Source organism: Thermococcus sp. 2319x1, assembly GCF_001484685.1.
Classification (GTDB): Archaea; Methanobacteriota_B; Thermococci; order Thermococcales; family Thermococcaceae; genus Thermococcus_A.
The window spans coordinates 136,925-163,323 of sequence record NZ_CP012200.1 but is presented as its reverse complement, the minus strand read 5'-3'; the positions used below and the strand labels follow the sequence as shown (position 1 = coordinate 163,323).

At 43.8% G+C, this 26,399-nt stretch carries 21 protein-coding genes, 1 tRNA gene and 2 pseudogenes; 13 read left to right on the top strand and 11 right to left on the bottom strand.

Annotated features, from left to right (window positions below; translation table 11 throughout):
- Positions 1-2 precede the first annotated feature (2 nt).
- The 7 genes from ADU37_RS00865 to fba all read right to left on the bottom strand — a co-directional run bounded on the left by ADU37_RS00865 (position 3) and on the right by fba (position 6,486).
- Positions 3-293: an iron-sulfur cluster assembly protein gene (locus ADU37_RS00865; RefSeq protein ID WP_058945856.1), complete on the bottom strand. Its 291-nt coding sequence runs from the start codon at positions 291-293 to the stop codon at positions 3-5.
- Positions 283-1,275 (bottom strand): ArsA family ATPase, encoded by a 993-nt coding sequence (locus tag ADU37_RS00860; protein WP_058945855.1) that lies wholly within the window; start codon positions 1,273-1,275, stop codon positions 283-285. Before ADU37_RS00860 ends, ADU37_RS00865 begins: the two co-directional genes overlap by 11 nt.
- A gap of 10 nt (positions 1,276-1,285) precedes the next feature.
- Positions 1,286-1,555: a hypothetical protein gene (locus ADU37_RS00855; RefSeq protein WP_058945854.1), complete on the bottom strand. Its 270-nt coding sequence runs from the start codon at positions 1,553-1,555 to the stop codon at positions 1,286-1,288.
- Positions 1,548-1,730, bottom strand: a complete 183-nt coding sequence (locus ADU37_RS11800; protein ID WP_343203939.1) for a hypothetical protein — start codon at positions 1,728-1,730, stop codon at positions 1,548-1,550. The genes ADU37_RS00855 and ADU37_RS11800 overlap by 8 nt, the downstream gene beginning before the upstream one ends.
- 152 nt (positions 1,731-1,882) lie before the next feature.
- A complete protein-coding gene (locus ADU37_RS00845) occupies positions 1,883-3,619 on the bottom strand; it encodes a carbon starvation protein A (protein WP_058945853.1) in 1,737 nt (578 codons plus the stop codon).
- A 182-nt stretch (positions 3,620-3,801) separates the two neighbouring features.
- Positions 3,802-5,565, bottom strand: a complete 1,764-nt coding sequence (locus ADU37_RS00840) for a pyruvate/oxaloacetate carboxyltransferase (RefSeq protein ID WP_058945852.1) — start codon at positions 5,563-5,565, stop codon at positions 3,802-3,804.
- 72 nt (positions 5,566-5,637) lie between these two features.
- The gene (fba, locus tag ADU37_RS00835; RefSeq protein ID WP_058945851.1) at positions 5,638-6,486 is read right to left on the bottom strand and encodes a class I fructose-bisphosphate aldolase; all 849 of its coding nucleotides are present in this window, start codon (positions 6,484-6,486) and stop codon (positions 5,638-5,640) included.
- A gap of 94 nt (positions 6,487-6,580) precedes the next feature.
- Here fba and ADU37_RS00830 point away from each other — a divergent pair, with 94 nt between their 5' ends.
- The 5 genes and pseudogenes from ADU37_RS00830 to ADU37_RS00810 all read left to right on the top strand — a co-directional run bounded on the left by ADU37_RS00830 (position 6,581) and on the right by ADU37_RS00810 (position 11,057).
- Entirely contained in the window at positions 6,581-7,327 is a 747-nt protein-coding gene (locus ADU37_RS00830; RefSeq protein WP_058945850.1) for a biotin--[acetyl-CoA-carboxylase] ligase, read from the top strand.
- Positions 7,328-7,428: 101 nt separating this feature from the next.
- A pseudogene (locus ADU37_RS00825) lies at positions 7,429-8,704 on the top strand (dicarboxylate/amino acid:cation symporter).
- A gap of 88 nt (positions 8,705-8,792) precedes the next feature.
- Entirely contained in the window at positions 8,793-10,220 is a 1,428-nt protein-coding gene (locus ADU37_RS00820; RefSeq protein ID WP_058945849.1) for a hypothetical protein, read from the top strand.
- A 47-nt stretch (positions 10,221-10,267) separates the two neighbouring features.
- Entirely contained in the window at positions 10,268-10,912 is a 645-nt protein-coding gene (locus tag ADU37_RS00815) for an alanyl-tRNA editing protein (protein WP_058945848.1), read from the top strand.
- 57 nt (positions 10,913-10,969) lie between these two features.
- Positions 10,970-11,057, top strand: a tRNA-Leu gene (locus ADU37_RS00810).
- A gap of 31 nt (positions 11,058-11,088) precedes the next feature.
- On the opposite strand, the gene ADU37_RS00805 is transcribed toward ADU37_RS00810, so the two are convergent.
- On the bottom strand, positions 11,089-12,216 hold the full coding sequence (locus tag ADU37_RS00805; protein ID WP_058945847.1) for a tyrosine--tRNA ligase: 1,128 nt from the start codon (positions 12,214-12,216) through the stop codon (positions 11,089-11,091).
- Between the two features lie 114 nt (positions 12,217-12,330).
- On the opposite strand from ADU37_RS00805, the gene ADU37_RS00800 reads away from it, so the two are divergent.
- The 7 genes and pseudogenes from ADU37_RS00800 (at position 12,331) to ADU37_RS00770 (ending at position 21,132) form a co-directional block, all read left to right on the top strand.
- Positions 12,331-13,395 (top strand): CGP-CTERM sorting domain-containing protein, encoded by a 1,065-nt coding sequence (locus ADU37_RS00800; RefSeq protein WP_058945846.1) that lies wholly within the window; start codon positions 12,331-12,333, stop codon positions 13,393-13,395.
- 89 nt (positions 13,396-13,484) lie between these two features.
- Complete coding sequence (locus ADU37_RS00795) at positions 13,485-14,879, top strand: ABC transporter substrate-binding protein (protein ID WP_058945845.1); 1,395 nt, start codon at positions 13,485-13,487, stop codon at positions 14,877-14,879.
- Positions 14,876-16,719: pseudogene (locus tag ADU37_RS00790) on the top strand (ABC transporter permease). The gene ADU37_RS00795 and the pseudogene ADU37_RS00790 overlap by 4 nt, the downstream one beginning before the upstream one ends.
- 9 nt (positions 16,720-16,728) lie before the next feature.
- Positions 16,729-17,793: an ABC transporter ATP-binding protein gene (locus tag ADU37_RS00785; RefSeq protein ID WP_058945844.1), complete on the top strand. Its 1,065-nt coding sequence runs from the start codon at positions 16,729-16,731 to the stop codon at positions 17,791-17,793.
- 27 nt (positions 17,794-17,820) lie between these two features.
- Positions 17,821-18,423, top strand: coding sequence for a DUF447 domain-containing protein (locus tag ADU37_RS00780; RefSeq protein ID WP_058945843.1), 603 nt, complete (start codon positions 17,821-17,823; stop codon positions 18,421-18,423).
- Between the two features lie 51 nt (positions 18,424-18,474).
- A complete protein-coding gene (locus tag ADU37_RS00775) occupies positions 18,475-20,439 on the top strand; it encodes a metallophosphoesterase (RefSeq protein ID WP_058945842.1) in 1,965 nt (654 codons plus the stop codon).
- Between the two features lie 81 nt (positions 20,440-20,520).
- Positions 20,521-21,132: a hypothetical protein gene (locus tag ADU37_RS00770; protein ID WP_058945841.1), complete on the top strand. Its 612-nt coding sequence runs from the start codon at positions 20,521-20,523 to the stop codon at positions 21,130-21,132.
- On the opposite strand, the gene ADU37_RS00765 is transcribed toward ADU37_RS00770, so the two are convergent.
- Positions 21,133-23,280, bottom strand: coding sequence for a restriction endonuclease (locus ADU37_RS00765; RefSeq protein ID WP_058945840.1), 2,148 nt, complete (start codon positions 23,278-23,280; stop codon positions 21,133-21,135).
- Positions 23,281-23,403: 123 nt separating this feature from the next.
- On the opposite strand from ADU37_RS00765, the gene ADU37_RS00760 reads away from it, so the two are divergent.
- Positions 23,404-24,639, top strand: a complete 1,236-nt coding sequence (locus tag ADU37_RS00760) for a phosphoglycerate kinase (protein WP_058945839.1) — start codon at positions 23,404-23,406, stop codon at positions 24,637-24,639.
- A gap of 2 nt (positions 24,640-24,641) precedes the next feature.
- On the opposite strand, the gene ADU37_RS00755 is transcribed toward ADU37_RS00760, so the two are convergent.
- Together ADU37_RS00755 and ADU37_RS00750 are read right to left on the bottom strand one after the other, a co-directional pair.
- Entirely contained in the window at positions 24,642-25,412 is a 771-nt protein-coding gene (locus ADU37_RS00755) for an ABC transporter permease (RefSeq protein ID WP_058945838.1), read from the bottom strand.
- Between the two features lie 5 nt (positions 25,413-25,417).
- Complete coding sequence (locus tag ADU37_RS00750; protein ID WP_058945837.1) at positions 25,418-26,398, bottom strand: ATP-binding cassette domain-containing protein; 981 nt, start codon at positions 26,396-26,398, stop codon at positions 25,418-25,420.
- Position 26,399 lies beyond the last annotated feature (1 nt).

The window sequence follows — 26,399 nt, the reverse complement described above, 5'->3', positions numbered from 1 at the left end:
GATTAAACCTCCTCTATCGGATAATACCTTTGAAACGTCATGTCATCGATTATCTCAAAGTTTACTTTTCCCTCTAAAACCTTTACTATATCTTTGACTATCCTTGCATGAACTGCCCAATTAACAGCCATCTCAAACGGATGTCTGGGAGTTCTTCTCGCCAACCCAAGGAAGATTGTTATTTTGTTGTCTTCTTTCCTGATTAAACTCACAATTCCCAGGCTAACTATATCCTCCCCACTTATGGGTTCCTTCACCTTCCTGAGCTCTTCATAAATTTCATCAATCTCCAACTATTAACCCTCCAACTTTCTCAAGCCAGTTCAGCCCTCTCGGCTCTTCTTCAAACATGGGCACTGTAACGATATCTATTCCCCTAAACTTTTCCCCTATCTCCTCAAGCACTTTTCTTTGAGCCTCCATCTTCACCCTTATCCTTGGAACTTCTTCCTCAAGCTCAATGACTTTGTTGACAACAACCAGATTAAAGGGAATTTTGAACTTTCTTAAAGCCTCGTAAGCCCTCTCCGTCTCATATAATGGTAGCATTTCGGGATTCATCACCGCTATAACACTGGTCTTTTTTGGATCTGTAACAACATTTCGGACAAAAGTAATCTCGGATTTATACTGCTTGAGCTCCCTCATTACAGGGTCTTCTTCCTCCCTGCTTGGAAGCTTGTACTCTTCACCTTCAATCACAAACTTCCTCTCTCCCTGTATGTTCTCAATCGCTCTTCTCTTTTCTAAAATCTTCCTTCTTATCTCTATGAGCTTCTCTGTCCATATAAGGGCAATCTCAGGAAGGGCCAGTACCCTCAAAGTTAATCCAGTTGGAGGTGTATCAAATACTATGACGTCCCATTCATCTCCTTTTTGCAGTATCTCTCTGATAGCCTCAAGGGTGGCGTATTCTTCTATACCTGGAGAAAAGCTGAGCACTTCAAAATACTTCTCAAGGTTTATGACGGTAAGATACCTATACATATGCTTTAAATTCTCCTCAAGATGCTTCAAATAGGCTTTAATGAGCTTTTCCATGTCGAGTTCCATTGCATAAAGGTTCTCAGCTATTTCCCTCGGCCTGTCGTTTAGCCTTACCTCAAACACATCACCCAAGTTGTGGGCCGGGTCTATTGAGACTATCAGAGTTTTGTATCCTTTTTTTGCGAGAGCAACCGATACCGCAGCTGAGCTCGTCGTTTTTCCAACTCCTCCCTTTCCAATGAAGAATAAAACTCTAAACCCTTCTTTTGGGATGAGATACTCTTTCAATCTTACCACCTCATGTTATTTCAAACATCGCTGCAATTTCGCCAAATATGTCGTCCATTTCTCCCGCTCTTCTCTGCATTACGTAAATTTCCCTTACCATATGGGGCATTAACCTCATTACAAGTGTCGTCGGCGGGGAAGGGATGCCCACAAACGATCCCATGAGCACAAGTGCGAAGACATTTTCAAGCTCCCTCTCCTCAAACTCAAGATACTCCGTAGAGCGTGTCTTAAACGCACTAAAAAACCCCCTAAAAAATGCCTTTAGATTTTCAAACATTTAACCACCCCGTTTTCATCTTTAATGGATTAGGGGATTTCTCCTGCATAACATACATCTCCCTGACCATATGAGGGAGAAGCCTATAGCTAAGGTCCACAGGAAGGTTTGGAAACCCAATGTAACTTCCAAGCAGAAGAAGGGCAAAAACATCCTCAAGTTCTTCTTCCCCCACCGGAGCCCCCTAAGATAATAAAGCCTAAATCCCTTGTTGAATTCCCACAAAACCCGGATAGGCATAGAGATCCAGTAAAGAGTCCTTTTTAAGAAAGTTTTCATCAAACCACCTCAACAAAATTAAAATAATGTTAAAAAGAAAAAAAACTTTCACGCTGGAACTGCCTCATATTCCTCAGCTGGTCTCTTCCAGGCAATGTAGAAGTCATACGCTAGGAGGAAGTTTAGCACTAAGCCTACTAGGAGGGAACCTTTCACAGCTATCAATGTGCTTCCCTTGAGTGGAACCACTATTATGTACCATATAAGACCTGCCGTAACTGTTATCCATAGGAAGAGCGCTGGAATTAAGACGGCATAGCTCCATGTTCCAGCTTTCTGTATCTTGTAAGCCCATAGAGCGGCCGTCATCATTGCAATTGAAGCTAATAGCTGGTTCATACCGGCAAATGCCGGCCAGAGAACCTGGTATCCGGCACCCCACGCCATCCAGGTACCGAGACCAGCAATTATTATTGAGGCAACCCACTTGTTTGTGAGGATCTTCCATATTCCTTGGCTTGTATCGGTTACCATTCCAAAGACCTCTTGCCATGCAAACCTTCCAAGCCTTGTAGCAGTGTCAAGAGAGGTTAATGTGAACGCTGAGACCCAGAGGGTAGCGAATGTCTTTCCTAAGGTAACATCGATTCCGTACATGTCTGCAAGTCCTTGAGCATAACCTCCGATGAAAGTACCAAGTCCGCCTTTGGTGATGTATTGGGTTCCCCATTCTACTGCATTTGCGCTTAGTCCGGTGAGCTTAACACCGTAAACAGCTATAGCTGTAATGACTACTGTTGAAAGGAATCCCTCGGTGAACATTCCACCGTAGCCAACGAGCAATCCGTGGATTTCCTTGTCAAGCTGCTTTGATGAAGTTCCAGAACCAACTATGGAGTGGAAGCCGCTCAAAGCACCGCACGCTATAACCAATGGAACAGTGGGCCAGAACGGTGATGGCTGTTCACCGACAACGTTCGCTGACCACATTGTAAATCCTGGGGCTTCAAATGGCTTTGCGAGAGCTATGAAGGCTATACCTCCAATTAAGAGTCCGAACCAGAGGATGTAAGCGTTCAGGTAGTCTCTGGGCTGGAGAAGTACCCATACCGGCAGTGAAGATGCCACAATGATGTAAATCATCAGTATGATGTTCCAGTAGTGGTATGCTTGGGTGTAAGCGGCACTTGTTGCGTCTGTCTGTCCCGGGACGAAAATTAATGGGTTCTTAAAGCCAATCCATACTGCAACAACGAGGAGTATTAAGCCTATAGCAGTTGCGACGTAGAAGTTCACGTTCATCTTGTACATCATCCATCCCAGAATAACTGCCACTATTAGGAAGAGGAGTGTTGCCGTTGCGGCTTGTGGGGTAAGCACGAGCAATCTCGCCGTAACAGCTACAAACGCTGCAACCACTAAGAGCAGGGCAAACCATATGTAAACTTCAAATGCAATTCCAGTTCTCTTGCTCATTATCTTTCCAGCAATCCACTGTATTGACTTACCATCGTATCTCACTGAAGCCATCAAGGCTAAGTAATCATGCACCGCTCCAATGAAGACGTTTCCAAACCATACCCAGAGCAGTGATGGTATCCATCCCCACGCCATTGCCACAGCTGGACCAACTATTGGCCCCGCTCCGGCAATACTTGCGAAGTGGTGCCCATAAAGAACTACTGGGTGTGCTGGGACGTAGTCAACTCCATCGTAAAGCTTGTGTGCTGGTGTTGGTCTGTTTGGGTCTGCTTTGACAACTTTGCTTTGTAGGCTCTTTCCATAAGTAAAATACATGGCCACATATATAATTGCGGCCGCCAGTATAATAACTGTCGAGTTCATCTAGAGCACCCCCAATGGAAATTCATCATAATTTTACTGTCATGTAATATATATGTCTTTCGGAAATCTGGGCATTTCTATGAACAAATTTTGATGAGTGGGCCAAAAATTGGCAAAAACGCTCAAATTCCCCACCGTTTAGAGTAAAAAATGAAGGGTAATGAAAGGTTTAGAAAAGATAACTATTCGAGTTCTATTAGTGGTTGTCCTGTGTCGACGGTGTCTCCTTCCTTGACAAGAATCCTCTTCACAACACCATCCCTCGGCGAAGGAATCTCATTCTCCATCTTCATAGCCTCTAAAATGACCAACCCCTGACCAACCCTAACCTCATCACCCACCCCAACCAAAACCCTAAGAACCTTACCCGGCATAGGCGCAGAAACCACATCCCCACCAGTTAATGTCGGGGCAACAGGAACTTCAACCGACACTGAAGGAGCTGAAGCAGAAACTGAAGGAACCGGAGCAAGAGCTGGAGCTTCAGAAGAGGTATAAGCCGAAATAAGCAACCCCTCAAGCTTTACCCCTTCAACCCCAATCTCATACTCCCTTCCACCCACATAGACCTTTATCACCTTTCCTTTGGGCTTCTCTTCTACTGGCTTGAGCTTCCCTTGCTTTCTAAGTTCAAAGAACTCCAAAGCTACCTGTGGGAAGAGACAATACGTTAAAACGTCTTCTTCCTTCTCAAGATAACCCTTTTCCTCAAGTTCCCTTCTCGCTTTTTCAAGCATCGGTTCAAGCAAATCGGCAGGCCTGACAGTTATCGGTTCTTCATCTCCAAGGATAAGCTTCTTAATTTCCTCCTTTATTGGAGCGGGGGGTCTGCCGTAGAGACCTTTTACGTAGTTCTTTGTTTCCCCGGTTATCATCTTATACCTTCCAAACAGAACGTTGAACACTGCCTGAGTGCCAACTATTTGAGAAGTTGGCGTTACTAAAGGCGGATAGCCGAGTTCCTCCCTAACCCTCGGTACTTCCTCTAAAACTTCATCAAGCTTATCGAGAGCCTTCATTTCTCTAAGCTGGGATATAAGGTTCGAATACATACCGCCGGGGATTTGATGTACCAGAACGTTTGGATCTCCGTGAAGGGCCCTTTTGTCCATTAAATGTTCGTACTTCTCTTCAAGCAGCTTCCTCAGATACTTGGAGATTTCAAAAATCAGCTTCATATCAACTTTAGGCCTGTCTTCGCTTTTTAAAGAGTAATAGATGCTCTGGATTGCAGGCTGGGCTGTACCATTCGCTAAAGGATAAATTGCCGTGTCTATGAAATCCGCTCCAGCCTCAACCGCCTTTAAGTACGTTGCTGAGGCCAAACCGCTTGTTGCGTGAGTGTGAACATTGACCTTTACCCCATAGCGGTCTTTAATTTCCTTCACAAGTTCATAGGCCATTTGGGGATCCAAAAGAGCTGCCATATCCTTGATTGTGATATAATCAACATCCAGCTCAATTAGCTCATCAACTTTCTGGAGGTAATACTCTAAAGTGAATATCTTCCCGGTGGTGTAGCTTATTGCCCCCTGAACTTCTGCCCCCACTTCCTTGGCCTTTTTGATTGCGGTTTTCATATTCCTAACGTCATTTAAGGCATCAAAGACCCTAAAGATGTCAATACCTTTTTTGTAAGCAAGTTCAACGAATTTTTCCACTACATCATCCGGGTAGTGCTTGTAGCCAACAACGTTTTGTCCTCTAAGCAGCATTTGAAGTTTTGTCTTTTTTATGTGTTCTCTTAAAAGTTTCAACCTTTCCCAAGGGTCTTCTCTCAGGAACCTCAGAGCTGCATCAAAAGTTGCTCCTCCCCATACTTCCATGGAATAAAAGCCGATTTTGTCCATTTTTTCAGCTATTGGAAGCATATCCCTTGTTGATAGCCTTGTAGCAATAAGTGACTGATGAGCATCCCTAAATGTGGTATCAATTATCTCAACCATTCCCACCACCTGATAGATGTTTAAAAAGGAGTTTAAAAATCACACTGGACAAATTTGAATAAAAAGAAAAAGTCAAATTAACCCTTCAGCCTTTGCGGCCTCTTCTGGATCTTCATTTCTGTGGATTACCCTCAAAAGTGCTCTAATCATCGGCTCCGGATTTTCTCTCTGGAATATATTTCTTCCAACAACCGCTCCGCTACCCCCAGCTTCAATTACCTCCCACACGAGCTTTAAGAAATCCAGAGGATTATCCGTCTTCGCTCCACCACTTAAGAGAACCGGAACGCCTGACGCTGCATCCACAACCTTGGCAAATGTTTCCCTTGACCCAGTCCAGTAAGTTTTAATCATATCTGCCCCCATCTCTGCAGCAGCCCTTGCTCCATACATAACAACTCTATAGTCCTCCTTCCTGCCGTATTTTTCACTGATGTACGGCCCCCTAGGATAGGCAAACTGCACAACAGGGTAACCTAAATCGTGAGCGTAGCTTGCTATCTCCGCAAACTGTCTCATCATTGCTCCCTCATATGGACTTCCCCAGTAAACCGTTGCCGCTATGGCATCGGCTCCAAGTTTAATCGCATCTTCAACAAAGCCGAGCTGATCCTGCATAAGCCACTCTTCCTTTGGTCTAAGCTCTGTTTTGCTGGTAAGCTTTACCATCAAACCGACATCCTTACCAACAAGCTCCTCTCCCGCTATTCTTGCTATCCCCGGAAGCATCATTACTCCATCTATCCCGGCTCTAACGACCTTTCGAATTATGATTCTGGGGTTGATGTGTTCCCAGTTTTCTTCAAAATCAGTTGGCCCGTGTTCAAATCCATGATCCATTGCAAAAATCAAAGCCCTCCCATCCCTTCTAAAAAACCTTCTAAGCCTCCTCTTAATCCCAATGTTGTTGTATGCTTCCATACTACTCACCTCTGGTGATACATAAGAAAGGGAGAATTTAAACCTATCGTTAACTAAATAATCCCGCATGTCAAAATATATTACGGTGGGATAAATGCTCGGACTTAACACCAAAAACATTGGGAAAAAGGTGATATACTTTCAGGAAATAGATTCGACAAATGAATATGCTAAGAGAATAGCCCTTGGTGAGGGAGAAGGAACCATAGTGGTGGCTGACACTCAAAAAAGCGGCTATGGGAGGAAGTTTAGAACATGGGCATCTCCCAGGGGCGGGCTGTGGATGAGTGTGATATTAAAACCAAAAACCACTCCCAATCATATAGTTAAAATAGTTTTTCTTGGAGCAATAGCCGTTGTTGAGACCTTAGAACAATTTGGGATAGAGGCAAAGATAAAATGGCCCAACGATGTCCTTGTGAATGGAAAGAAGGTATGCGGTATCTTAGCAGAGGGGAGTTTTTCAGAAAGGGAGGTTTACTACATAGTATTAGGCATTGGGCTAAACGTCAACAACCCAATTCCGGAAGAACTCTCAAGCACCTCAACATCAATAAGTAATGTCCTAGGGGTGCAAATTCCCACAGAGGAGATATTTAAAACCATTGTAGAGCGGTTGGAGTACTGGTACGAGGAGTTTCTACGCGGAAATGACGAGAAAATACTGCAAAAGTGGAGAGAGAAGGCCATCCTAAATAGGGAAGTCAGGGTGATAAGGGAGGAAGGAGAAATTCGAGGAAAAGCCTTGGATGTTGACGAGCTTGGTGCATTAATTCTTGAGCTCGAAGATGGAAGAAAAGAAAAAATTCTTTATGGAGATGTCTCATTAAGGTTCGAATAGCCCCCCACATTTTGTATTTTTTGGAAAAAGTTATATACTACAAAGTACAAAATTCTCCGCCATAGACTGCCATATAACATCAATGTTCGGAGGTGGGCCCTATGGGGCTCCTAAAAAGCTATCTTGAATACCCAATTGAGAAAAATATTTATTGGGCTGATTTTAGGTGCAGTGTACGGGCTGATAGTGGGAGCCATCGGACACCCGGGAGCAGCAACCGCAATAAAACCTCTTGGAGACCTCTTTGTTAGGCTCTTAAAGATGTTAGTGATGCCAATCGTTCTAGCTTCATTGGTCGTCGGTGCCGCAAGCATAAGTCCGGCAAGACTTGGAAGAGTGGGTGTAAAGATAGTGCTCTACTATTTAGTAACATCGGCCTTTGCAGTGTTCATAGGACTTATAATGGCCAACCTCTTCAAGCCCGGCCTTGGGCTACAACTTGGAACAGGGGAAGGGAAGGCAATACAGGCACAGGCACCTTCTCTCGTGGAGACCCTCCTAAACATCGTTCCCACCAATCCGTTTGCATCCCTTGCAAGTGATGCAGTCCTACCAACGATATTCTTCGCCATTGTCTTGGGAATAGCCCTTAGCTATCTCATGAACAGCGAAAACGAGAGGATCAAAAATTCAGCAACAACACTCTACAATGCTTTTGATGGATTAGCGGAAGCGATGTACAAGATCGTTAGAGGAGTTATGCAGTACGCCCCAATAGGTGTATTCGCCTTAATAGCCTACATCATGGCAACCCAAGGGGTAAAAGTCGTCGGACCTCTGGCAAAAGTTACAGTAGCAGTTTACCTAGGCTTGGCAATTCAGATAGTGGTTGTCTACGGAATTCTCCTCAAAATATTTGGCTTAGACTTAGTCAAGTTCCTCAGCAAGGCTAAGGACGCCATGATAACGGCTTTTGTTACAAGAAGCTCAAGCGGTACTCTGCCAGTCACAATGCGTGTTGCAGAGGAGAACATGGGCGTGCCAAGAGGCATCTATTCCTTTACTCTTCCACTAGGGGCGACAATCAACATGGACGGAACCGCTCTGTACCAAGGTGTTTGCGCAATGTTTATAGCCTTCGCAATTGGACAGCCCTTATCATTTAGCCAGCAGTTAGTGATAGTGGTCACGGCAGTTCTGGCTTCAATTGGAACCGCCGGCGTGCCCGGAGCTGGAGCAATAATGCTCGCAATGGTCTTGGAGAGCGTCGGACTTCACCTAGAGCCGGGAAGTCCAGTCGCCTTGGCCTACGCAATGATACTCGGAATTGATGCCATCCTCGACATGGGCAGAACAATGGTCAACGTTACCGGTGACCTAGTGGGAACAACAATAGTCGCAAAAACTGAGGGAGAACTTGCCGAGAGTAAGTGGTGATTTCCTCTTCTTCTTTTCAATTTGTGAGGGATAGAGTTAAATACCCCATCACCGTTTGGTTTTTAGAAAAAGAAATTGGGGGATAAAAATGAAAAAGTTAGGAAGTTTTTTAGTAATTCTCCTTCTGGGCCTTTCTTTTGTTCAAGCAGAGACTGTGGATTACTATAAAGAAGAATTTACGCTCAAAGTTAAGGTACTCCAAAATGGAGACGCTCAAATAACCGTAATAATCTCCATCCTGGGGCCAAAAGAGAAGATAAAAGAAGAGATCGCAAGCATATTAAACCAAACAAACCTTACTGAGGAAGAAGCAATAGCAAAGTTCGAAAAAGAGCAGCTGAACAACTACATTGCCAGTTTAGCAAATGCGGGAATAAGGACTAAAAACCAAACGTTCAAACTGGCCAGCATTAAGGAAGATAACTTCACAATAGTTTTTACGGCATATGCAGAAAAGTTTGCCAAGTACTACTCCTACGACGGCTACTGGGAGATGGTGGTGGATCCAACTAGGGGATATGGAACAATGCCAGTTCCAGACACCGGACTGCCTCAAAAAATAGAACTCCACAACGTGTTTATCATAGAGCTTCCGGAAGGAGCAGAGCTGGTTGAGTACCCAAAAGCCTACACAAGAGAATTCGGACAGAGCAAATTCTACGTAAGGTCAAAAGTTGAAGGAAACAAAATTACTGTAAGCTCCGATATTTACTTGGAAGAAAACCTATCTCCAGACGGATTCAGGGCGCTCTTCGGGGACTACAATGCATTTTATATTCATTACACAGCCCCCTATAAAGGGGAGGAAACATATCAACCTGTAAAGACCGAGCAGTACATAAAAGCAGAGATTTCAAAGGATGGAACTACCAACCTTCTTGTAAGGGAAACATACCTTGAGCCAATGGAGCAGATAGAGCTCATGAAGCTCCAAATAAACCTTATGGGAGGCGAAAATGTTACCAACATGATACTCCAAAACTACCTCCAAAGAATGGCAGCTCAAGGAATAACCGTGGAGGATGCAAACGCAAGCATATTAGGCTTGGACAAAGAGGGCCCATTGACAATAGAGGCCAACTATGTCCTGAAGAACTTCACCAAGTTAGTAAACGGAACCTACGAATATTCCTTTGATCCAACGCTTTTAAGCCCTTCACAGCTGGGCTACAGAGCCCAAAACGAGATAAATCAGAGCCTAAGAATTGAATTTATTCTTCCACCAGAGGCGGAAATTGTTGAAGTTCCAGGGAATATAAGCAAGGAAGTCAAGGGGAACAGATACACTCTCTTAACAGAAATAGAGGGGAACAAAATTTTGATAACGGCAAACGTATTCGTCAGATACGGTGCCCCCTTTGAGGACATACAGTCCCTTTTAGGGAACGTTACAAGGGCTTATATTAGGTACAGAGTGCCCTCAGAAGAGAGAATGAATTTAACAGCCCCCCAAATAGCCGGAATAGCAGGAGCGGCAGTTTTAATAGGAATTGCCCTTTTCATGTTAAAGAAATAGCATTAGGTTTTAATTTCTCTTTAATATTCTTTGAGTAGGTGGTACAAATGACGAGGAAACTTTATTATGATGATGCATATCTAAAGGAAGCCAGAGCAAAGATAGTCGAGATAAAGGAGAATGCCATGCTTTTAGACCAGACCATATTTTACCCCACTGGAGGGGGACAACCCCACGATACGGGAACTATAAATGGAGTTAGAGTTCTGGATGTCCACAAAGATGAAGATGGGAATATCTGGCATGTCGTTGAAGATGCAGGTGCCTTCAGCGTCGGGGATGAAGTAGAATTAAAACTCGATTGGGAAAGGCGCTATAAGCTCATGAGAATACACACAGCTTTGCACCTCTTAGACCACGTATTTAATGAAGTTCTCGGGAAAGGAAACTGGCAGCTACATGGAAGCGGCATGAGTCCAGAGAAGGGTAGATACGATGTAGAATATCCCGAAAACCTTAACCAGTACAAAGAAAAGATAATCGGGCTCTTTAACCGCTACGTTGATGAAGGAGGCGAAGTCAAAATCTGGTGGGAAGGAGAGAAGAGGTTAACCCAAATCAGGGACTTTGAAGTCCTTCCGTGTGGAGGGACACACGTAAAGGACATTAGAGAAATCGGCCACATAAAAAAGCTCAAACGCTCAAGCATAGGAAAAGGAGTTCAGAGAATAGAGATATGGCTTGAGGATTAGAATCGGCTATACCCATCAGAAAGATTTAAAAGTTCTGCAGAATTCATCTACTAACGCGCGGGGGTTGCCGAGCCTGGTCAAAGGCGCGGGATTCAGGGTCCCGTCCCGCAGGGGTTCCGGGGTTCAAATCCCCGCCCCCGCACCATTCTCTTCAAATTTTAAAAAAGAAAAAAGGCTCATCTGGTTATCTGCACTTCTTTCATAAGCTCCAGCGGTTCTGGATGCTTCTCAAAGTACTCCCTAATTGGTTTGAGTAGTTCTATTAGGTAGTCTGCAACGGCATTCTTCAAATCGAGGGGATGTACCTTGCCCTCGGCAAAGTCTCTTTTAAGGTCATTAAACGTCGTATACGTCACATCTCCGCCAAACTTTGCCGGTCTGTGAATTGTGAACTCCGTTGGCTCTTCCCTAAAGATTATATGCTCCGCCCAGTCAAGCACTGGGTTGTAGTTAACTTCCCTTGCTGGGCAGAAAGCCTTTCTAAGCTTCTGCTTTATCTCCTCCGGACTGTCATGAATGAAGACAGCTGAATACGGCTTGCTCTTGCTCATTTTCATTGCTGCCTTGATCTCTTTAAACTCTTCTTCACTTTCAATTGGCCATTTTGGAGGTTCTTGAAGACCTAAGAGGAGGTGGTGGTGCACGGCAACGGGTTTTACCTTTTCCCCTTCCCAAATGAGGGGATGATATTTCAACTTTGGAGCAACTTCAATGGCAATGACGTGGGCTTTTCTTTGATCCATTCCAGCATGTGCTATATTGACTCCTTGGTAAAAGATATCGGCAACCTGCATGGCTGGATAGATGAGCTTCGCAAAATCAATTGCTTCCCCCATCTGTCTTCCCATAATCGTTATAGATCGCATCATCCTTGCCAGGGTGACGTTTTTTGATATATCAATGACCGTCCTCCAGTAGTCACCCTTCTCGAGTATCTCACTTGCCAGAACGAATTCCACCTTATCCGGATCCCCACCCATGACTTTAATGCTTTGCTTCATGCCCTCCTTGAAATAAGTTAGGGCAACTTTCTGTATAACCTCAAGATCCCCACCGAGCTTATCGTTAATCCAGCTGTGCCAGTCCGCAAGGAATATCCTCGTTTTTATCCCCGCTTTTTGGAAGTCGGCTATTTTTGCACCAGCCATTAATCCAGTGCCAAGGTGAATGTAACCGCTTATCTCAAATCCGATGTAATGTTGCAAGGGCATTCCAATTTCCAGCAAATGCCTAAGATTCTCAAGCGTCAGAACTTCCTCAGTAGGTTTCCTCGTTATCAAGCTTATTTTCTCTTCAATATCCATCTACACCACCTACCCACACATATTAAACGATTCTTTTAAGCATTTCTTTGAAACATCTATCACAGTCAAAAATCTTATAACTTCCAAGTTTTATAAGATACTTTGGTGAACGCCATGAGGAAGCTTTCGATACTAATCCCAGTTTTTGTGTTGTTTGGTCTTTTTGGTATGGCCTTTGCCAGTGCTGCAACAGTTGCTGTAGATTTGGCCCACGGAGAAAACGAGAAGTACCTTGCAGAGGACGTCCTTGAATACGGAACCAACAAAACCCTCGCCCACGGGATAGTTAAAACCATCACAGATGTCGAGTGGGGCTACTTCGGCGATCCAATGGCTGCAGATACTCTGGGCATTAAGCACCTCGGAGAAAAGATAACCGCCGATGCCCTTGCAAACGTTGACATGCTTATCCTCGGCCAGCCAACAAGCCCATTCCAGCCAGATGAAATTCAAGCCATTGCAGAATGGTTTAAGCAGGGAGGGAAAGTTCTTTGGGTCGCCGCTGATAGCGACTATGGCAGCGGTCCCAATGCCCAGGACATCGCAAACTCCGTTCTTGAACAACTCGGTGTTGGACACTTGAGGATTGACCTCTGTTCTGTTGAAGACCCAACAAGCAACGCCGGAGCATCTTACAGAGTTGTTGGCCTTGTACAACCAGATGACAACACCCCAGACAAAGAAAAGCTCACACAAAACTTCCAGCACGGAGGAAAAGTCCTCTATCACGGCCCGGCAGTAGTTGCGTGGGTTGATGATAATAGAAACTGGCAAAAACTCGTTGATGGAAACATTCCAGAGAACGTTTATAGGATTGTAAAGACCTCACAAGACGGTACTATTGTGGAGAACAACGACCCACAGGCAAATGCTTATACAGCTGGAGAAACTGGGGTATTCACACTCTTGGCGGTTGAGATAATTAAATTCGACAATGGAAAGCAAAGCGTTCTCATCGTAAGCGGTGAGAGCCCATACGGTGACTACACCCCAACATGGGAGGCAAAGTACCACGGTGTTGACTTAGATGGCCCAGCGTTCGTCACAAACATGATACACTGGGCATTAGAGCAAGCGGCAAAAACGGAAATCCAAACCGGTGGTGGTGGAGGAGGAGTTTGCGGCCCAGCAGCTTTGGTAGGACTAATCCTAATCCCACTGGTCTTTAGAAGGAAGTAATCTTGCATCTTTCCCTTCTTTTAAACTTTTAACATTTTTATGACAAAATTTAAAAATGGGTACCTGAACTTCAAAAGGGGTGAGCATTGATGAAAAAATTTGCGAGCCTTTCAGTTTTGTTCATCCTGTTGTTCAGTGTGGTTGCCGCAGGATGTATAGGGGGAGAAACCAAAACAGGAACACAGACGGAAGGAAAAGGAATAACCCTTGTCGTTTTAACGAGACATGATGTAACAATACAAGTAATGGCAAAGAGGATGTTCCTCCAAAGCGACATAGCAAAACAGTACAATATTAGGGATATAAAGTTCATAAAAGCTCCTGAGTCGTTGTGGCCAACTTACATAGAAAAGGGAGCCGATGTTGGATGGGGAGGAGGCCCAACACTCTTTGATGACCTTTTCAAGAACAATTACCTTGCTCCCATAGATGATCAAAAAGTTCTGGGACTTATTGGCGCCCAGATTCAAGAAACAATTGCTGGAATGCCCATGGTAAGAAAAGGAAATGATGGAAAAATATACTGGATTGCAGCTGCTTTATCCTCATTTGGATTTACCGTGAACCACGACGTTCTTAAGAGATGGAACCTTCCTGTTCCCCAGACATGGGAAGAAATAGCAAGCGAGACCTTTGCAATGGATCCACCTCAGGTGGGAATTGCCGATCCTACAAGAAGTACTTCAAACACAAGGATTTACCAGATAATTCTTCAGGCCTTTGGATGGGACGAAGGATGGAAGATTCTCACACTAATTGCTGCAAATTCAAAGATCTACGATGCCAGTGATGCAGTCAGAGAGGCCGTAATTGCCGGAGATATAGCCGTTGGAAACACAATTGACTTTTATGGATACACCGCAATGAAGCTGAATCCAGCTTGTGAATATATCATTCCAAAGGGACAGAGCATTATAAACGGTGACCCCATAGCCCTTCTTGTAAACTCCCAAAACAAAGAAGCTGCACAAGCGTTCATCTATTGGGTTCTAACAGAGGGACAGAAGATATGGCTTGATGAGGAGATAAACAGACTGCCAGTCAATCCAAGTGTCTTTGATACTCCCGAAGGACAAAAGAGACCCGACCTAAAGAAGGCCTATGAGAGTGCCTTGAAGACACAGGGAATAGAATTCGATGACAACGAGGCCTTAGCCACGGTTAACTCAATGCAGCTCTACTTCAAGGCTACACTTGTCGATGCGAACCAAGAGCTCCACAGGGCATGGGTTTCATTGGTAAATGCTTACAGGGAAGGGAGGATAAGCGAAGAGAAGTACAGAGAGTTAAAAGCCAAGCTTCTTGAGCCAGTGAAATTTAAAGACCCAGACACTGGAGAAACCGTAACCTTAACCGAAGAGTACGCAAAGAAGATAAATGACAGACTTGCAAAGGATTCCTCATTTAGAGACACCCTAATGCAAGAATGGAGAGATGCTGCAAGAGAAAAATACCAAAGCGTCCTCACGGAGGTGCAAGGATGAAGGTTAGCAAATGGAGTGAAAGACTGTTCGGAACTCCATTGTTTGAGCCCCTTGTTGCCTTCTCCTATATTTTTCCCCTCTTGTATTTGATAGTCTTCTTAATAGTCCCCGTTTTGTCCATGCTGCTTATTGCCTTTACTTATGATGGAAATATCTCCCTCCACTGGTTTAAGAGCATATTGATGGATTCTTACTACATCCAACTCCCTCCACGGGGAGATTTCGCCCAAAAGTTAACAACCTCAACTGGTGAGAGCCTATATTTAATTAGGGGCTTGGATTTTGGAGTTGTGCTGAACTCCCTCGTCGTTGCCGCGTTGGTAACGCTATTTACGGCAATTTTGGGAACTGTCTTTGCCTTTGTAATGGCGAGATACAACTTCAAAGGGAAGAACTTCTTCAGAATCGCCCTTTTCATCCCACTGCTGGTAACTCCTTTCGTGAATGCTTACGTCATAAAGCAGATGTTTAGCGAATTTGGGCTCATAAACTACATCTTCCACGAAGTCCTCCACATCCTTCCGTTTAGAATCAAAATAGACGGTTTAGCGGGTGTGGTTTTAGCCCAGTCTATGGCCTATTACCCAATCGTTTACTTGAATGCTTACGCAAGCTTTATCAACATAGATCCAACCCTTGAGGAGCAGGCAGAAAACCTTGGAAGCAAGGGATTTCACCTCTTCAGAACGGTAACATTCCCCCTCGCTCTCCCCGGAATTGCTGCGGGAGCAACCTTAGTCTTTATATTCAGCCTTGAAGACTTGGCGGCACCAATCGTCTTCCATGGAGACCCATTGGCCAAAAAACTTATGTCATACCAAATATTCAGCAAGTTCATCTATGGCCTTGGAGAAAGAAGCCCCGAAATAGCGGCTCTTTCAATAATAATGCTTACCCTAGCAGTAATTGCTTTCCTTGGCATAAGAAAGTACGTAAGCTTGAGACAGTATGCAATGCTAAGCAAAGGTGGAAGGTGGAAGCCGAGAGTAAGTGATCCAAAACCATGGCAAGCCCTCTTAATATACTTGGTCCTCCTCCCAGCGTTGCTTATTACTATATTCCCACAACTGGGCGTGATAATGCTTGCCTTTTCTGAGAGATGGACCACAACGGTCCTTCCACAGGGCTTTACAATTGACTACATCAAGGAGATGATATTAAACCCGGATGTCAGAAGGTTCATCGTAAACAGCCTTATATATTCCGGAGCTGCTGTAATCCTCATAGTGCTCCTTTCAATAACCTCTTCATATGCCACAAGCAGATTCAAAGGCGTTCTAAGTCCCATACTGGAGAGTATAGTGATACTCCCGATCGCAGTGCCGGGAATTGTAGTTGCAATGGGATACTTCTACTTCTTCTCAGCGGTGACTCCAGAGAATTCACCGCTAAATCCAACATCACTCTATGGATTTAATCCGGCGTTGGTGTTGATACTTGCCTACTCCATAAGAAGGCTCCCATTTGCAGCAAGATCTGTTTATGCGGCCTGCAGCAGGTTCATGTATCCCTAGAGGAATCATCCATAAACCTCGGCGCTTCAAGATGGAAGACGATAACAGGAATTTTAATGCCGCTAATATCTCTGAACGTCTTTGGCGGGGCAATGCTGAGCTTTGTCTATTCAATGAGCGAAACAAGCGTTGGAATAACCCTTGGTTCAATAAACATGGCACAAGCTCCGATAACAGCGTTCATGAAAGAAGTCTTGATGTCCGCAGCGGGTAGCATAAACATAGCAGCAGCGTTGGGAGTCTTGCTTATAGTGGTTCAGATAACCGCGATTGTGGTGGTTAATGTTATCACAAAGCAAAGGTACTCCTTCATTGGATTAACATGAGGTGAGAAGATGGTTGAAGTCAAGCTTGAGGGCGTAGTGAAAACTTTCGGTGAAACCGTTGCCCTGAAAGGGATTGACCTTCACATAAAACACGGAGAACTGTTTACATTACTCGGGCCCAGTGGATGCGGAAAATCAACCACCTTGAGGATAATCGCAGGCTTAGATTTCCCCGACGAAGGGCATCTGTACTTCGACGATGAAGAGGTAACTTACAAAAGCTCAAGTGAAAGGGGAGCCGTCCTTGTTTTCCAGAACTACGCATTATGGCCCCACATGACAGTTTACGACAACATTGCCTACGGACTCAAAATAAGAAAGCTACCCAAACAAGAAATCGAAAAGAGAGTAAAGTGGGCCCTTGAATTAGTTAAACTCCAAGGATATGAAGATAGATACCCCACACAGCTCAGCGGAGGTCAGCAGCAGAGGGTTGCGATAGCAAGGGCTCTCGTAGTAGAGCCAAAGCTACTCCTGCTTGACGAGCCCCTTTCAAACCTGGATGCAAAACTTAGGCTGGAGATGAGATCGGAAATAAGAAGAATACAGAGGGAGCTTGGAATCACAGTTCTCTACGTCACTCACGACCAGGAAGAGGCAATGGCGATAAGCGATAGGATAGCCGTGATGAACATAGGGCAAATAGAACAAGTGGGCACACCAAAGGAAATCTACGAAGAGCCAAAAACTGAGTTTGTCGCATCGTTTATGGGAAAAACCAACGTAATCCCAGCCGAAGTTGTGGAAAGAGAGGGAGATAAAGTAACGGTTGAATTTGGAAACTTCAGGCTTGATGGGCTTACATACAAAGACAAAAGCGACAAAGTTGTCGTAGTGATAAGACCAGAGCGCATCAGCCTGCATCCTATTGAAAATGCTGCGGCAATAACGGGCAAAGTTGACCTTATAGAGTACTACGGATTTTTCATTGAAGTCGTTGGACTCTTTGGAGAAAAGAGGATAATCGCCAGAACAATAAACGATAAAGACGTTGCCCATCTAAGACCCCAAGGAGAAGTGACCTTCTACATAGACAGAAATGACATCCTTGTGCTTCCAAAACAAAGCCTCTAATCCTTTTTTTCCTCTGGAGGTTGAGCAATGGAAATTTTAAAAGAGGGAAAGATTTACGAAGTGCTTCTTACAACAAGGTCAAATATAACCCCAGTAGGAATTAACAGAAAGGGCAACAGATTGAATTTCAGGCTTTTTGAAGGCAAGAGCGCCAATGATATAAAAGAGCATCCTTATGGAGTACTCCACATAACGTGGGACGTCGAGCTATTGGTAAAAGCCGCCCTTAACCTGCCAGTTGAAGTGGAATTTGAAAATGCGAAATCGATCCCTATCAAGAAGATAAAGGGTCTTCCCAGCATAGAAGGAAGAATAGAATTCGTTGAGAGGAAAATAGAGGACGAATTGGGAAGAGCGCGTGTTTTAGAGTGTTCACTGGTTCCAACATATGAGGATATACATCCGTTATCCTTCCCCCCTATCAGTCGAGCCGACTTCTACTTGCTGGAAATGGCCATACACCTCACAAGATTGTACGTGGCAACCAGAGCATTAAACGTAAAGGAAGCCCAAAAGCTCTATTCCAAGATTTGGGAAGGCTATAGGCTTTACAAAAAGCTTGGGGGCGAGAGTGAACTTGCGGAGAAAATTATGGGCTTTGCAACCGCAGCCTTACGATGGAACCCTTGAGAAGAGCGGCAACTTTTTAACGTTCGAGTTCTCTACTATTTTGGTGATACCATGAGGCGAACACTTGCATTTTTGCTGGCGTTCCTGACTTTGTCCTTGATTAATGTAAACCCAGCAAGTGCAGAAGCACTCCCGGGAGATGTCCTAAAGATGCCAATGCCCGGAGCTCCAGCTATAGCACTTCCGGGGGAAACAATAGAGATACAGCCCCAAGAAGGCGTTGATATTGCAGAGCTTACAATTGTCTCAGTTATGAACGGCCCATATAAGCTTGAAATTTTAGAAAAAGGGAATATAATAAAAGCCAAAATACCCGAAAATGTCGTTCCAGATGTTTACTTCCTTCAAGTTAAATCAAACAAAGGAGAGGTAGTTATACCCAACGGAGTATGGGTTCTCAAGGAATACCCAAAGGTGCTTAGGATAGCACACGTAAGCGATACCCACGTTACCAGCGGCGCCAAATTCGGCTACGTATGTGGCGAATACTTCCAGAGGGATATAACAAAGATACAAGAACTCTGTGACGGAGGTTTAATCGTTCCACTCCACAGCTACGTTGCCACGGACAGCGTATACACCTACTGGAGCATGGATGATAGAGTTGACGTTATAATAAACACGGGGGACGTTGTTGATACCGCAGGAGATAGCAAAGGATACAAAATGCTCTTTGACATAATCTCCAGAGCAGCTGCGGCTGGAAGACCCACAATAATCGTGAAAGGAAACCATGATGATCCACCGAACTATTATCCCAAGCTAATAGGTCCAACAGACTATTACCTCACCATAGGAAAGTTCCTTATTATAGCTCTGGACTCCCACGGAGACGAAGCCCATCCCTACATGAACCAGCTCGAATGGATGGAGAAAGTCCTTGAAGAGCACAAAGACAAGATCCCAATAGTGATTGTCCATCACCCATACTGGTACTCCGCTCCTCAAGGATGGATTGGAGGAAGAATTGAAGGATTCACAGCATTTGACGACAAAGATTGGGCAAACCTAACTCAGTACGTTGGTTATTACTGGATTGGAGGTCCAGAGAAGACGACAGAAGACATAGCAAGGAGATTCCTCCAAGATGTCGAGAAGTACAACATAAAGCTTGTTATGAGCGGGCACATTCACCACGACAAGCTTCACATCTACGTAGATAAAAACGGCAATGAGCACTGGTTTGTAACATCAACATCCACAGGAGCTCCAGACAAAGAAACAAACCCCCCAAGACCCAATAGAAGTCCAACATGGTATGGCTCAAAAATAATTGAAATAGATGAAAATGGCAACGTTAGACTACCAGAGATTGAAGAGATGTTTGGAACACTCTTCAACGACTTCATTTCGCTTCCAGTCCCGCAGGAGTTCATTACGTTTAGGTGGACGACAGACTTTGGAAGTGCCGTCAAGTTCATAAACCTACTCGGAGAAGAGAGCGGAAAGTTTGCGATAGAAGTCCCAGAAGGAGCACAAGTCGATGCAAGTGTTACAAACGTCACCTACAAGCTTCTTGGAGAAAGAAAGATTGGAGACAAGACCTACGAACTGTTTGAAATAACTGTCCCAGAAGGAGTATCCCAGCTGGTGATAAGCAAAGGCAAGGACACCGAAAAACCCGAAATAAGCATTCCCTACTTGACTCCTTCAAAACCAACGAAAGGAAAACCATTTAAGGTTTACATAAGTGCCAAGGATAACCTTGGAATTAGGGACATCTACGTGGAAATAGAAGCCAACGGAAAAGTCACAAAATATCCGGCAGTGCAGTCAAGCGGGGGGCAGGCAGACTACTTCATAGCAGAAATTCCAGGGGTTGATGCAGATGAATACACCATAAGAGCAGTAGCTGTGGACTTCTATGGAAACAAAGCAACATTCGAAAAGACGATAGGAGGGGCACAAACTACAAGTAAAGCAACATCTCCAACAGAGAGCAAATCAACGTGCGGGCCTGCGGCCCTTTTAGCATTCTCTCTAATCCCGCTTGCCCTATTTAGAAGAAGAAAATGATTGCTCTCTTTTATTATTTTCATTATCCCATATAGAAGAGTTTTTAAACCCACTTATCCTCCCCATTCTAGGTGATGCCCTTTGAAATTTAAGGGGAAAGCTTTTGGCAATCTAGTTAGAATCGAATTTGAAATACTCAGCCTTAGCGAGCTTAAGATTGAAGACTTAAAAGATTTTGACATAGAGAACCTAAAAATTGAGCTTAAACCGACCTCTTCTGGGATAAAGATTGTTGGAATATGGGAAGGCGAGGTGGAAAAAGCTGGAGAGGGCATAAAGAAAGCCCTCGAAGAGAGTTATAAATTGAGGGATAAGATATTAAACAGGATGAAGGCAAAGATTGAGAGAATAAGGGGAGTCATGAAAAACCTTGGGTTCACTGAAGAGGTTTTAGGTTACGGAAACCTTATCAAGTTCACAAAAAGGGTTGGTGATTACGAGATAGCAGTTGTTGCTTCGTCCAAAGATGATCTTATCAGGGTAGAGGTTTACGGAAACGACAAGAAGGTAATAGGGCCAGAGATCGAGAACTTCTTTGAAGACGTAGATGTAGAAGAACTCGAGGTTTACGGGTTAGATGAGGAAGCACAAGAAGAAAGGCTTGTAATTAACCTGGAACTCCCAGAGGAAGAAGTACCAGAAACAAAAATAGTAGAGGCGATAAAATTAATTGAAAGCCTCCTGATGACCTGATTATTTGTATTTTGCTTCCAATTGAATTTTCTTTATCTTTGCCATCAAACCTTTCCTGGGCAGTCTATCTTCTTCCAAAATCTTGCCACTTCTCAGGTCTATTTTTGCATAGTAAACCGACTTGTCACCTATTAGCTTTATCACTGCATACCCCTTTTCCTTGTAGAGGACTATCCTTTCCGTATTGAGGTTCTTTTCATTGAACTTTTCCAGTATATACCTCTTGTAGCTCTCCTCAATCGCTATCTCAGTCAAAAATACATCGCTCTTTAAGATCTCTCCAGAGCTCCTCCCTATTACCAGTTCCCCTACTCTTTCCTCTCCAACAAACTTGATTAACCAGTTTTCATTGAGCTTTATCTCTTTAATGGTTGCAGATATGCCCTTCTCTTTCAAGAACTTCTCCGCTATCTCTCTCACTACATCAATTTTCAGCCGTCTATCCAGTTCATTTAGGATTTTCCCATCTTTGCTAAGGGATATTCTTAGGATAGATTTGTCATTCTCAAGCTCAGCCTCATAAGCTTCATTCTTCTCCAGCTTCTTTATTTCCCACCCCTTATATTTTTGGAGGATTACCTCTCTGGCTTTCTGAGGGCTTATTTCAACGAAGTAATCTATTATATCTCCCGTTTTTCCATCGGCATTTACCTTAATCTTCCCGTCAACACTCTCAAGGAGTAGCTCCAAATGGGTTGTATTATGGAGTTTAAAGTCAACAAGCTCAAGTCCCTTTATGTCAAAATTCCTTTCAATAATGTTCCTGGCAGAATTTGCAATTTGATAAGGATGAATTAGATTTGCAACTACTCTATGCCCCCCATTTTCTAAGTTGAACTCAAGAACCACGACTTCCTTTGGAGTCATCACATCTACTATTGCTCTATTTTCTTTTTCATCAAAGAATATCACCTCTCCATCAGGATACAGTTTGGCAATCTCAGAGAATATTGCCTCCCGTTTCATTTTTGACTTTCTTTTCACAACCCTACCACTGTAGACGTGCAAAGCAATCCTAAAAACAAACCGCTTAGTTTGTCCACTTATAATAGCTACGGAATCTTTTTCCTCTACGGAAATTTCTTCTGTATCCTCTCCGAGATATTTTTTGCATTCTTCTCTGGCTATTTCAACGAGCTTTTCCTTTGGAAGAGGAGCCATGTTTATCTTGATGTCATTCGTTTTAAGATCAACTTCAGCTTTGGCGGAGTTGATGCCCACCTTAAGGTTCAACAAAGCTTTCTTCGGAACATAAACCTTTCTTCTGGAACTTAGATAGATATTCGTTTGGGGAGTCTCAAGTTCATCTGCAAGTTTTAATTTGAGGGCTATCACCGCCTCATTTTGGGAAATTGCGGATGTTATTTCAACTTCACTAGCCTTTATTGTAGACTCGCTTTCCAAGAGGGCTCTTGATACCTTTCTCTCCAACTCAACGTCTCCGCTTACAAAGGGGATTACTTCTTCCCTTGACAGAACTACCGCCTTGTCTTTTACCTCCTTCGTGTCTTTTTTAGCAGACCACAAAATTACATAACCGGTAGAAAGCTCAACTACCAGCTCTTCCAGAAAAATATCCTCTCGTTTGATTTTATACCGAGATTCTATAACCGACACTACCCTTTCAAGAACTTTATTGGGCGAGAAAGAGTATAACAATGGTGCATCCAGCCGTATAACCTTTAGCATACCCATTCTTTTTTCCTCTTCCTTCCCCATCTCCTCCTTTTTGAGCCTTTCAACCAACTCATAGGCTACTGGAATTTTCTTGTCGTTTAATTCCTTAACGAGCCTTTCCCCATCCCAAGGGATTATCTTCCCCTTGTACTCCCTCTCCAGGAGCACTTTTGCATCCTTTGTGAATCCACTAACAGAAAGAAAAATCCCTCTATCGGCTTTGGCTTTTATGATGGCCTCTGCAAATTCTTCAACTTCCTTAGAAGATGCCAACCCTTTTGTTTTTACCTTTATTGCATACTTCTCAAGTCCAGAGATTGGGTCTTCGCGGAGGGCTATGAAGTCGATTTTCCACTCTTTAGCTCTTACCCTCTCGGCTTCTTTAAACCCCAAAGATTCAACAAGCCCTTGAACAATACGAATTATATCCCCATCAGAGGCGGAGTTTAATATTTTCACCGTCCATTCCATGGTACTCCCCCACATAATAGGGGATTCTTCTCTATAAATTCGTTTTGCATAATACACCTATCACCACTGGTGTTTAAAATAATCTTTTAACTATTTCCCATTTACATTCTCTCAGGTGAGAAAATGTTTAAGCTGACAGAATTTAACTATCACGGCAAAACAGTCTTTTTTAGGGCGGATTTAAACTCACCTGTCAAGAATGGGAAGATAATCAGCGATGCTCGATTTAGGGCTGTTCTACCCACCATAAGGTATTTACTCGAACACAACGCAAAGGTTGTTGTTGGAACTCACCAAAGCAAGCCCTATGAAGAAGACTACCTAACCACTGAACAGCATGCCGAAATACTGAGTTCCCTGCTCGGTATCGAAGTAAAATATGTGGAGGATGTCTTCGGAAAATGTGCAAGGGAAGCAATATCATCTCTAAAACCCGGTGAAATACTTATGTTGGAGAACCTCAGATTTGCGGCGGAGGAAACTAAACAAGCCCCCTTAGAAAAGTGCGAAAAAACGCACTTTGTTAGGAAGCTTAGCCCCCTAATAGACTACGTGGTTACAGACGCATTTGCCGCCTCTCACAGATCCCAGCCCTCTTTAGTTGGTTTTGCAAGGTTAAAACCAATGATACCCGGATTTTTAATGGAGAGCGAACTAAAAGCATTGAATAAAGCATATGAAAGTGAAGAAAGGCCCAAAATCTATGTACTGGGTGGGGCAAAAGTTGATGATTCGCTTAAGGTTGCAGAGAATGTTTTGAGGAACGGGAAAGCCGACTTGATTTTAACAGGCGGTTTGGTGGGCCAAATATTCACCCTGGCAAAAGGATTTGATCTTGGAGATGCTAACATAAGTTTTCTCGAGAAAAAAGGACTAATAGAACTCACAGATTGGGCGGAAAAGATATTGAATGAGTTTTATCCCTATGTGAGGACTCCAGTAGATTTTGCAGTTGAATACAAAGGTGAGAGAGTCGAAATAGATCTGTTGAGCGATAAAAAATGGATTTTTGATGAAAAACCAATTATGGACATAGGGGGCAGAACAATAGAAAAATACAGGGAAATACTCCAGGAGGCTGCCATAATAGTCGCAAACGGCCCCATGGGAGTTTTTGAGGTAGAAGAGTTTGCAAAGGGCACTGTGGAGGTCTTCAAGGCAATAGGGGAAAGTGGGGCATTCTCAGTTGTTGGCGGGGGACATTCAATAGCAAGCATATATAAGTACAACATAAAGGGAATCTCCCACATAAGCACGGGCGGTGGGGCTATGTTAACGTTTTTTGCTGGAGAAAAGCTTCCTCTCGTTGAGGCACTTAAAATAAGCTATGAAAAATTTAAAAATGCAAAAAAGAGTTAAAATCAACCTATTGTAGCTTTTTCAAATTCAGCCATGGCTATTCCCACAAGGAAAAGGGCCAGCAAAGCAAGAATTCCAACGTCAGTTGGTAGGGCAAATTTTGTTACGTTTTCCCCAACAAGGAAATGCCTTGCTCCATCAACCGCATAGGTTAGGGGATTGATGTAAGCCAAGGCTTTCATCCATGAGGGCATTGTATCTATTGGATACATTGCACCACTGAGGAATATTAAAGGCATCATGAGAACCATCATTATCATCTGGAACCCCTCCATGCTCTCCATCCTCAAGGCCAAGCTAACTCCAAATCCTGAAAACGCAACCGCAAGGAGAAATCCAATGCCCAGAGATGGCAAGATGCCACTTATTTTAAGATTCTCAGCTAAGAGGAACGTCAAAAGGAGAATTACCGTCCCCTGTGTCAAGGTCACCAATGAATCGCCAAGGATTCTGCCCAGTATCCCTTCCTTTCTGGAAGCCGGAGCTACCAAAACTTCCTTAAGAAAGCCAAACTGCTTGTCCCATATGACACTGACTCCACCTATAAAGCTCTGATTGAAGATCGTCATTGCAAATATACCCGGAGCGAGGAAAGTTAGGTAGTCAACGCCTCCAAATATCGCCCTGGCCATTGGATTGTCGAAAACCTTACTCCATCCAAGTCCAAAGAACACGAGCCATATTAGGGGATTGATTATCATTCCAAAAACTCTTGATCTTGCTCTTGTAAATCGCTTTAGCTGTCTGTATGCCATCGTTGTTAAAGCTCTCATTTGTTTCACCTCCTCATTCTCATCCTTATCATTGACGCGAAACTATTCGCCTCTCCCTCATCCCTAATCTCCCTCCCCGTTAGATACAGGAAGACGTCGTTAAGCGTTGGTCTGTGGTAAGTTACTTCGATAATTTTCACATTCCGCTCTTTAGCAAGATCAAATATCTTAGGCAAAGCCTCTGCAGCGTTTACAACTTCAAGTCCAACCCTTCCATCCGATAAAAGTTTGCATCCTCTAATGAATTCAGCCTTAAGACACTTAACATCCTCCGGAGCCTCAAGTTTGAGGTATATAACATCATTGCCGACAAGCTTTTTGAGGTCCTCTGCCGTTCCTTCGGCGATTATCTTGCCATGATCCATAATCGCTATCCTATCCGCCAACTGCTCCGCTTCATCCATATAATGGGTTGTCAGAAAGATCGTCATGTTGTGCTCTTCCTTCATGGCTTTGATGTAGTCCCAGATGTGGGCCCTTGTTTGAGGGTCAAGTCCTATTGTCGGCTCATCCAAAAATAACACCTCTGGTTCATGAAGAAGAGCCCTTGCAATTTCAAGTCTTCTCTGCATACCGCCTGAAAAGTATTTTACAGGCTTATCCCTAAACTCCCAAAGCTCCACAAACTTCAAAAGCTCCTCTATTTTGTTTTTAAGCTCATTCCCTCCCAATCCATATATCCTTCCGTGAATATACATGTTCTCCCAAGCGGTGAGCTCTCTATCAAGGCTTGGGTCTTGGAACACTATTCCTATCCTCTTTCTCACTTCCATTGGTTCCCTGACAACATCATGCCCAGCAACAATGGCCTTTCCCGAGGTCAATTTTAGGAGAGTAGTTAGAACGTGAACCGTAGTTGTTTTACCCGCACCATTCGGCCCCAAAAAGGCAAATATTTCTCCTCTCTTGACCTTAAAGGAAATCCCCTTTACAGCCTCAAAGTCACCGTATTTCTTGACGAGATTTTCAACTTCAATGGCATGCATT

Bases quoted from the DNA above. Each gene is read 5' to 3' on its own strand.
- ADU37_RS00855 (WP_058945854.1), bottom strand. From the start codon at position 1,555: ATGTTTGAAAATCTAAAGGCATTTTTTAGGGGGTTTTTTAGTGCGTTT.
- ADU37_RS00845 (WP_058945853.1), bottom strand. From the start codon at position 3,619: ATGAACTCGACAGTTATTATACTGGCGGCCGCAATTATATATGTGGCC.
- ADU37_RS00840 (WP_058945852.1), bottom strand. From the start codon at position 5,565: ATGGTTGAGATAATTGATACCACATTTAGGGATGCTCATCAGTCACTT.
- fba (WP_058945851.1), bottom strand. From the start codon at position 6,486: ATGGAAGCATACAACAACATTGGGATTAAGAGGAGGCTTAGAAGGTTT.
- ADU37_RS00830 (WP_058945850.1), top strand. From the start codon at position 6,581: ATGCTCGGACTTAACACCAAAAACATTGGGAAAAAGGTGATATACTTT.
- ADU37_RS00820 (WP_058945849.1), top strand. From the start codon at position 8,793: ATGAAAAAGTTAGGAAGTTTTTTAGTAATTCTCCTTCTGGGCCTTTCT.
- ADU37_RS00815 (WP_058945848.1), top strand. From the start codon at position 10,268: ATGACGAGGAAACTTTATTATGATGATGCATATCTAAAGGAAGCCAGA.
- ADU37_RS00805 (WP_058945847.1), bottom strand. From the start codon at position 12,216: ATGGATATTGAAGAGAAAATAAGCTTGATAACGAGGAAACCTACTGAG.
- ADU37_RS00800 (WP_058945846.1), top strand. From the start codon at position 12,331: ATGAGGAAGCTTTCGATACTAATCCCAGTTTTTGTGTTGTTTGGTCTT.
- ADU37_RS00795 (WP_058945845.1), top strand. From the start codon at position 13,485: ATGAAAAAATTTGCGAGCCTTTCAGTTTTGTTCATCCTGTTGTTCAGT.
- ADU37_RS00785 (WP_058945844.1), top strand. From the start codon at position 16,729: ATGGTTGAAGTCAAGCTTGAGGGCGTAGTGAAAACTTTCGGTGAAACC.
- ADU37_RS00780 (WP_058945843.1), top strand. From the start codon at position 17,821: ATGGAAATTTTAAAAGAGGGAAAGATTTACGAAGTGCTTCTTACAACA.
- ADU37_RS00775 (WP_058945842.1), top strand. From the start codon at position 18,475: ATGAGGCGAACACTTGCATTTTTGCTGGCGTTCCTGACTTTGTCCTTG.
- ADU37_RS00765 (WP_058945840.1), bottom strand. From the start codon at position 23,280: ATGGAATGGACGGTGAAAATATTAAACTCCGCCTCTGATGGGGATATA.
- ADU37_RS00760 (WP_058945839.1), top strand. From the start codon at position 23,404: ATGTTTAAGCTGACAGAATTTAACTATCACGGCAAAACAGTCTTTTTT.
- ADU37_RS00755 (WP_058945838.1), bottom strand. From the start codon at position 25,412: ATGAGAGCTTTAACAACGATGGCATACAGACAGCTAAAGCGATTTACA.
- ADU37_RS00750 (WP_058945837.1), bottom strand. From the start codon at position 26,398: ATGCATGCCATTGAAGTTGAAAATCTCGTCAAGAAATACGGTGACTTT.